The organism is Streptomyces sp. KR55 (assembly GCF_052245645.1).
GTDB lineage: Bacteria > Actinomycetota > Actinomycetes > Streptomycetales > Streptomycetaceae > Streptomyces > Streptomyces flavusporus.
This window is the reverse complement of record NZ_JBQQCE010000422.1, coordinates 1-8,601: the sequence shown is the minus strand read 5'-3', so window position 1 is coordinate 8,601 and position 8,601 is coordinate 1. Positions and strand designations below refer to the sequence as shown.

General features: G+C 69.5%; 4 protein-coding genes. 3 read left to right on the top strand and 1 reads right to left on the bottom strand.

Features of this window, described 5'->3' with window-relative positions:
- Positions 1-39: 39 nt before the first annotated feature.
- A complete protein-coding gene (locus ACTWQJ_RS40170) occupies positions 40-2,751 on the bottom strand; it encodes a GDSL-type esterase/lipase family protein (protein WP_409471482.1) in 2,712 nt (903 codons plus the stop codon).
- A gap of 375 nt (positions 2,752-3,126) precedes the next feature.
- Here ACTWQJ_RS40170 and ACTWQJ_RS40165 point away from each other — a divergent pair, with 375 nt between their 5' ends.
- From ACTWQJ_RS40165 to ACTWQJ_RS40155, 3 genes are all read left to right on the top strand, one after another.
- Positions 3,127-5,910 (top strand): helix-turn-helix transcriptional regulator, encoded by a 2,784-nt coding sequence (locus ACTWQJ_RS40165; RefSeq protein ID WP_409471481.1) that lies wholly within the window; start codon positions 3,127-3,129, stop codon positions 5,908-5,910.
- 963 nt (positions 5,911-6,873) lie between these two features.
- Complete coding sequence (locus tag ACTWQJ_RS40160) at positions 6,874-7,713, top strand: NADPH-dependent oxidoreductase (protein ID WP_409471480.1); 840 nt, start codon at positions 6,874-6,876, stop codon at positions 7,711-7,713.
- Positions 7,714-7,769: 56 nt separating this feature from the next.
- On the top strand, positions 7,770-8,351 hold the full coding sequence (locus tag ACTWQJ_RS40155; protein WP_443311376.1) for a TetR/AcrR family transcriptional regulator: 582 nt from the start codon (positions 7,770-7,772) through the stop codon (positions 8,349-8,351).
- Positions 8,352-8,601: the final 250 nt, after the last annotated feature.

Genomic DNA, 8,601 nt, shown 5'->3' with positions numbered 1-8,601 from the left:
GCCGCGCACGCGGCAGCACCACGGGACACCGAGGCCGGGTTACCGATCACCCCCGTTGACCCCGACACCGACCGCGACGGGACTTCCCGTGCCGTCCGGGTTCCTCAGGGTGGTGAGCGAACCGATGTCCACCGCGTCCGACGCCGCGGTACGAGCGCTCGGTGAGGGGTTCAGCGCGCTGCCGCCGGGGTTGGTCGGCGCGCTGCCGTCGGGATGGGGCGGGATGACGCAGTTGGACTTGTCGGACTCGAGGGAGCCGTTGACGGCCGTCACGCAGAACTCGAAGTTCCACACGCCCGGGAACAGGAATGCGACGCCGTGGTGGGTGTCCTCGATGATGTTCTCGTCGGCCTCCGGCGGGGTGGTGCCGCCGTCCTTGACGTTGGAGACCCACAGCCGGTAGCCAGCCGCCGATTTCGCGCCGTTCCAGTCCAGTTCCACCGTGGTGGCATCGACGGTGGTCACCCGCAGGCCGGTCGGGGTGGCCGGGATGCCGCCGCCGACCATCACCGGCCGGGCCAGTGCGGGCAGCCCGCCGCCGGCGGCGTTCCAGGTGGCCGCCGCGACGAGGTAGCGGTGGCCCGGCTTCAGCCCGTAGACCTTGACGCTGTTGCCGCGGAAGCCGGTGCCGGTGAGCCAGGCGCCGGGGGTGTCCTTGTCGAAGAGGATCACTTCGTACCGGTCGATGGTGACGGGGTAGTCAGGTGGTGCGATTTCGAGCTCGATGCCGTCCTGGCCGATGGGCCGGCTGGCGACGATCCGCGGCGGCGGCGCCGTCTTCGGGTGGGCGACCGCGCTGACCGTGCCGGACCAGAGGCCCTTGACGTTGTCACCGCCGATGGTGCGCACCTGGTACTCCCACCGGATGCCGTCGACGGTCCAGGTGGTGTCGGTCCGGTTGCTGTTGACGCGGCCCTCGCTCCAGGTGCTCTGGCCGGCGATCCGCGACCGCACGTCGTAGCCGAACGCCCCGTACACCGGGTCCCAGGTGACGGTCACGCCCTGGGGGCTGGACTCGGCCTTCAGACCGGTCGGCACGGGTGTCGGACGGACCGGCAGGTTCTCGGGCGGGAAGGGGATCGGCCCCCGGCCCAGGCCGTACCGGTCGTGCAGGGTCTGCTCGAAGGCGATGGCGAGCTGGTACTCGCCGAAGGCGTTGGGGTGCAGGCCGTCGTAAGCGGCCGGGCAGGCGGCGGGGGCGCAGGAGTACCCCTTCTGCCAGTCGACGACCTCCACCTGGGAGATGGCCTTGCTCCACCGGGGGGCCGCGTTCGTGAGCAGCCGGTTGAAGTTGTCGGTCTTGGTGATCAGGTCGTCCCGGCCGCCGATCTTCGACCGGTGCGGCACGGTGGCCACCGCGAAGTCGACCCCCGGCCGGGCCGCGCGGGCCTGGTCGATGATGGTCTCGACGCTGTCCAGGGTGCCGTTCTCGTCGCTGACGAACCAGCCCATGTCGTTGAAGCCGGCCGCGAGCAGGACGAGGTCCGGCTTGTAGGTCTCGACCTGCCGGCGGATGTCGCCCTTGATCTGCGCGGCCTGCCTGCCCCAGTGCGCGTAGTGGTCGCTGTCGAAGGCGACCCCGGCCGCGTAACCGCCGTCGACGCGGATGCCCTGGTCCGCCGGCTTCTCACCGACGAAGGGCGGCGGTTTCGGCGGGGAGGGCTGGTCCGGGGTGAACGTGCCGTGGTAGGGACCGACGAAGTCGACCGAGACGTTGTTCTCCTGGAACCACTGCCACAACCGGTAGCGCCAGGTGTAGTCACCCTCGTGGCCCTGGCTGATCGAGTCGCCGACCACCATCACCCGGATCGTCGACGGCCAGGCGCTGGGTCGCTGGCCCTGGAGCAACCGTTCGATGCTCAACCTCAACCTCTGCGCGAAGTCGGCAGTGAACAGGCCTCGGAGGTCCGCCAACGGCCGCGACCACGAGCCGAGCCGGGTGATGATGTTCTGCGTGGTCTTCCCCACCGCTTCGATCACCGAGACCGCCCCCGACGTGGCCCACTTCAGCAACCCCCCAAAGCCGATCCCGGTCAGCGCGCCCAGGAATGCCTGGCTGAGTGCCTCCTTCCAGACCTCCGCGTCGCCCAGCGACCGCCCGTCGAAGTAGGCGTTCATCAGGTCAGTGACGAGCGCGCACAGTCCGCCGCCGACGGCCCCGCAGGTCGGTATGGCTAAAGGCGCAGCGGGGGCGGCGAGGGCGAAGAACACCAAGCACGCCGCAGAGGCCACGACCAACACCGCGGTGCCGACCATGGTGGCAATGGCCTTCTGCCACCAGTTCGCCGAAGCGTTCACCTCACCCGTGGGTATGACGACGACGAGGCTGTCGCCGACGACCCGGATGCTGCCGTCGAACCGAACGTCGCTTTGCCGGTCGTAGAAGTCCACATTGCTCTTCTGCGCCCGCAGGTCGAACGACTCGCTGAGCGTGAGCCCCTTGTCCTTGTCGGCACGCACCGTGTCGACGATCTGCCCCATCTGCCGCTGCCACTCGTCCGGCCGCTGCGCGGTGTTGAAGTCGATGGCGGCCACCATGTCGGTGTCACTGCCCGCCAGCGACCGCAGCGCTCCCGCGTCGCGGGCGCACCCCATCCGCAACGCCGCCGTGCTCTCCGCGATCGTCTGGCTGGCGAAGTTCGATCCAGCCGTGGCACACGCCTCCTCCGCCGCCTCGGCCGGTTCCGCCGTCCCTGCCGTCATCAGCGTCACTGCTAAGACGAGCGCGGTCAGCCACCCGGGTCTTCTCATGAACGTCCCCCAACTGCGTAGAAGCGTACAAGCGACCGCATGCCGTACGGACCCGAGCCGACCAGCCACGAGCGTCCAGTGACCATGACAGCGTCTTCCGGTCAGGGTGTACGGCTTATGCGATCCTCGTCGTCGATGGCACGACACCACCGGCGACGCGCGGCCGTTCCTGCCCGCCGCCCCGGAAAGACGCGGCCGTGCCCGCCTGACGATTCTGCGGCTCGACGAACAGCCGGGGTATGCGTCATGTGACTGCATCGGTGCCCCGGACGACGACTGCGCTCTGAGCGCTCTGAGCAGGTTCGATGCCGCTGTCGGCGCTGCCGCCGTAGCCCCACGCTAGTGTTTGGGGTATTTCGATTCCTTGGAGCATCCGTGCAAAACGATGGAAGGGCTCGTGGGGACCAGCGCTCGACGCGGAATTCCGGTCCGGCGGTGGTGAGCCGAGAAGCCGAAACCGCAGAGATCATCCGGCGTGTGGGAACTGACCGGTCCCACAGCGACGTCTTGATCGTCACGGGTGACCCCGGCGCCGGAAAGAGCACGCTGCTCGACCTCGCGGCCGATCGCGCACGGGACGCGGGTGGCCGAGTGCTGCGGGCGGTGGGGACCAGATCCGAGGCGCACCTCGGATTCGCCGGTCTTCATCAGTTGTTGCGCCCGGTACTCGCTGAAGCGCAGGGACTGCCGTCGCGGCAGCGCTCCGCGCTCCGAGCCGTCCTGGGGCTCGAAGAGTGTGCGCAGACTCCCGACGCAATGCTCGTCGGTCTGGCGGTCCTGACCTTGTTGTCGGACCTGGCGGAAACCGCCCCGCTGCTGGTGGTGGTCGACGACGCCCAGTGGATCGACCGCGGATCACTGGACGTTCTCTCGTTCGTGGCGCGACGCATGGACAGCGAGCCTGTCACGCTGCTGGTCGGAGTCCGCACCGCGGCCGCCCTGCCTGGATTCGACAAGGGATACGAGCGCCTCGAACTCGGCCCGCTGGACGCTGAGGCGGCCAACCTACTGCTGGACCGGCAACCCACGCCGCCCACCGGCCGAGCCCGGGTGCGGATCCTCCAGGAGGCGGCCGGCAACCCGCTGGCCCTGGTGGAACTGGCCCACGCCACCGCGATCCGGCACCCCGAGGGCAGTGGCGTGCTGGGCCCGCTGCCGGTCACCGACCGACTGGAGCGGATCTTCGCGGGGCACGCGGCGGACCTGCCGGAACCGACCCGCCGCATCCTGCTGCTGCTCGCGGCCGCCGATGCGGCGGACGCTCCGGCGGCGGCCGTGGGACTTCCCGAGGCGGACGACGAGGCATGGGTACCCGCGGACCGGGCCGGTCTCGTACGCCAGGACGGATCCCGGATCTCCTTCCGTCACCCGCTCATCCGCTCCGCCGTCTACCATGCCGCGTCGTTCGAGGAACGCCGCCGGGCCCACCTCGCTCTCGCGGAATTGCTGCGCGAGGAGCCCGACCGCCGCGCCTGGCACCTCGCCGCCGCGACCGTACGCCCCGACCAGGACGTGTCGGCCGCACTGCAGCAGACGGCCGACCGGGCCCGGCGCCGAGGTGGCTTCGCGGCCGCGGCCGCGGCCCAGGAGCGCGCCGCGGAACTCAGCCCGCGCCGCGAGGACCGGGCGCGTCTTCTGACCGAAGCCGCCGCCACCGCCGTCTTCACCGGTCAACTCGGCTGGGTGGAACAACTGGCCGCCGCAGTCCGCGAGTGCACCGACGACCAGGCACTGCTGGGCAAAGCCGCGCTGGCCACCGGACAGCTCATGTCCCTGGGCTCCCATCACACAGCAGCCTTCGCCCTGCTCATGCGTGTTGCCGACGAGGCGACGGACGCCCGGTCGCCCCTCGTTCTCGACGCGCTGGCCGCGGCGGCGGTGGTCCGCTACTACTCGGGCGAGGAGTCCCAACAGCAACAGATCCAGAGCCGGCTCTCCCGCATGCCCGACGATGCCGCCGGAGCGGCGCTGCGCGCCTGGGTCCTGGCCGTCTCCGACCCCAGCAGCGCAGGAGCCTTCCTCACACCGGCCCTGCCCGGGCTCATCGCCAAGGCCAAGGGCGACGCCAGTCGCCTGACCGCGCTGGCCATCGTCGCTTGGCTGCTCGACCAGACCACCCTCGCCGCCAGGACCTTCGACGAGGCGTTCGACCAGTGGCAGGCCTGTGGATGGCTCCCGGACGGACTGGGATGCGCGGCCGGCTGGACCCGCCTGGAGCAGGGCCGATGGGCCGAGGCCCGCTCGGTGGCGAGTGACATCGCGGCCATGGCATCGTCGGCCGGACTCGACCACGCCGAGGCGTGTGCTCAGGCACTCGATGCCACGGTGGTCGGTCTGCTCGGCGACCCAGCCGCCGCACGTCGGCTCGTCGAACGAGCCCTGGCTCTTGTCGATCCACTGGAGAGCCGCTCCGTCGCGGTCTTCGCGCGTCGGGCCCTGGGGATGGCGGCAGTGGCCGAGGGCGACTACGACACCGCGTACACGCAGTTCCGCTCCGCGTTCACCGACGACGGCGACCCGGTCCACTACCACGTCTCCTACACCCTCCTGGCCGAACTGGCGGCGGCGGCTGTCCGCCGAGGACGACAGGAGCACGCCGCAGAGCTGCTGGAACGGTCGGCGCGGCGCCTCGGTACAGGCATGTCGGCACGGGTGAGGACACTGATCGACCGGGGCCGCGCCCTGCTGGCGGAACCCGAGCACGCGGAGCCGTTCTTCCGCGCAGCGCTCAAGGAACCCGCAGGTGAGCAGTGGCCCTTCGAGCGGGCGCAGACCCGGCTCGACTACGGAGAATGGCTCCGGCGGCAGCGCCGTATCGCCGAGGCCCGTCCGCTGCTGAGCGCCGCCCTCGAAACCTTCCAGCGGCTGGGCGCGCGGCCGTGGGTCGAGCGGGCACAGGCAGAACTACGCGCCGCCGGCATCGAAGCCGGCGACGTCGTACCCACTGCCTTCGCCGAACTCAGCCCCCAGCAGCAGCAGATCGTCCAGCTGGCGGCCCGTGGCCTGACGAATCGTGAGATCGGGGAAAAGCTGTTCCTCTCACCGCGCACGGTCGGTTCTCACCTCTACCGGGTGTTCCCCAAGCTCGGCATCACCGCCCGCTCACAGCTCCGCGACGTGGTCGAAGGCATCCTGTCGGGTACCGGCGTCCAGGGCTGAGTGAAGTTTCCCTGAAGTCTCCCCGTAATAGTGGACACTCGATGCTTACGCTGCGAGGGCGTGTGCTTGCTCGTGTCGCTGCCGGGTCTCCAGCGGGGTGAGGTAGCCCCTGGACACCCGCCCGAGCCGCCAGCTGATCTCCACCTGACCGGCGGCCTCGGACGGAGCGTCGGCGACGGACAGGCCGACGACGTCCGCCAGTTCACCGGAGGCCAGGAGCTCGACCGCGAAGATCCCGAAGCCTTCCTCGTCCCACGCCTCGATGTCCCCGGCAGTCTGCCCCGGGGGAGCGTGGCCTGCCGTCGCCGAAGCCTTGCATCACCGCAGGACCGGCATGGATCTCGGACAGGTGGACAGCGTCGTCGTCCAGCCATCGGCACAGCAGAGGACGGGGTGTGCGGATCTCAATCATGGTCCCATCCTGCCGACGCGGCGGCGGGAACATGAATCGCGGTGCCGCACAGCTCGTCACTCGGGACTCGGACATTCGGCCCGACTCCCGGGAATCGAATACGCCGGCGCAGATACCTGTCGGCCGACCAGCTCCGCCGACGGGTCCGTACCGGCCACGACGATGCCCCTGCGACTCCAGAGCCACCTGCGGCTTCGACGCCGGAAAGGGAATCAACGGCCGCAAGAGACACATCGCGGTCGCCACCTCGGGCTCCCGGTGACGACCACGGTGACACCCTCGGACACCAGCAGCCCTGACACCACCCGCGAAATGTTCTGGCAGCTGCGGGTCACGCAGCCCCAGATCGCCCGGGCCCGGGCCGACGACTCCGCCAACGCCGGCTGCTCACCTACTCGTCCGACGAATCCCCTCCACCTCGACGGACGTACGCAGCCCTTGGCTCAGGGCCCTGTCCAGCTTCTTGCCGATAGGCCAGAACAGCGGGGAATGAACCCGGCCGACTCGGGGTTGCCAAAACCGAATCTGATTCGGATAACGGAAGGACAGCCATGACCGACTTGTCGCAGCGGGACGCACTCTTGGAAGCCCGCTACGGGCAGCAGGCGACGCCGGAGAACATCATCTGGAACGACCAGATCGAAGCGCTGCTCGCGCACCGCTCAGTGCGCGCGTTCACCGACGAGCCGCTGCCCGACGGCGCTCTGGAGACGGTGGTGGCAGCCGCCCAGTCGGCGTCCACATCGTCAAACCTTCACCAGTGGAGTCTCGTGGCCGTCTCGGACCCGGAGACGAAGGCCGAGCTCGCGAGGCTGACGCACGGCGTGGAGTTCACCGGGTTCGAGTTCGTCGCCCAGGCCCCCAGCGTGCTGCTGTGGGTAGCGGACATGTCGCGCAACCACGCGATCAGCGTCGAGCTGGGCAGCAAGCCCGTCGTCACCGACTACGTCGACGCCTTCCTGATGGCGTCGATCGACGCGGCCCTGGCTGCTCAGAACGGTCTCGTCGCGGCAGAGGCGATCGGCCTGGGAGGCGTGTACCTGGGCTCGCTGCGCAACCACGCCAAGGAGCTCGCCGACCTGATCGGACTTCCCTCGTACGCCTATGTCGTGTTCGGCATGGCCATCGGCACCCCGGACCCGCACCGCCCCAGCGCGGTGCATCCCCGCCCGGCGCAGGACGTCGTGCTGCACCGCGAGCGCTACCGGACACGGCCGACCGAGGAGTGGATCGAGGACTACGAGACCGCGTTCAAGGACTTCCGCGCCGAGTACGGACTGCGTGACAAGACATGGAGCCATTCCGTCGTGGTGGGCATGGGCCTGGACTACATGGACGGGCGTGAGAACCTGCGCCATACGCTGGAGGAGCGCGGCTACCTGTTGCGCTGAAGGGCATTCGACAGGAAGTGGGGGCACCGGGCGTGGCCAGGCCGAAGACGCCGCTGTTGTCCGCGACACGAATCGCGGACGGTGCGATCGAACTCGTCGATCGCACCGGTGACATCCAGATGGTTCAGCTGGCCCGGCACCTCGGCGTCGCCCCGTCGTCGCTCTACTCCCATGTCACAGGCCGGGCGAAGGTCATCGACCTCGCTCGGCTGCGGATGCTGGAACGTATGGAACCCGTCGGACCCGCGCACGACTGGCGCGAGGCCGTGGCCAACCTCCTGCGCCAGCTCACCACCCTGTACGCCAGGCACCGACGCATCCTGCCGCTCCTCTCCACCACCGCCGTGGCCTGCGACCGTTCCATCGCGGTTTACGAGCCGATGTTCGCCGCACTGATCGAAGGGGGCTTCCGACTAGACCAGCTACGCCTGGTCGTCGCCATGGTCGAGTTCCAGGCATTCGGTCTCGCCCAGGGACTGCCGGCGCCGGCCATGTCCGACCACATCCGCAAGACCCTTCCCGCCTACACCGCATCGGTGGACCACTCAAGCTACGACCTGGCCACCGCGACCGAGTTCTCCGTGGCCATGGTCATCGGCGGGCTGGAAGCGATCCGGACCCACCCCGGTGGGCCGTGACGCACTCCGGCACAACCGCGGCCGTCACGGCGGGCGGCCACTGGCATTCGACCGTCACATCTATCGGCGTCGCAACGTAGCGGTGCTTCAACCGCCTCAAGGGTTTCCGCGGCATCGCCACCAGATACGACTGTGAGGATGGCGGTGCCGTCTCGGCGGTGGCCTGACCCGCGATACGACTGACTGTCTTGTCCTGAGTCTTGATCTGTCGGCCACTGTCCGGGACGGCACTCGTTGCCGCCAGGCCGGC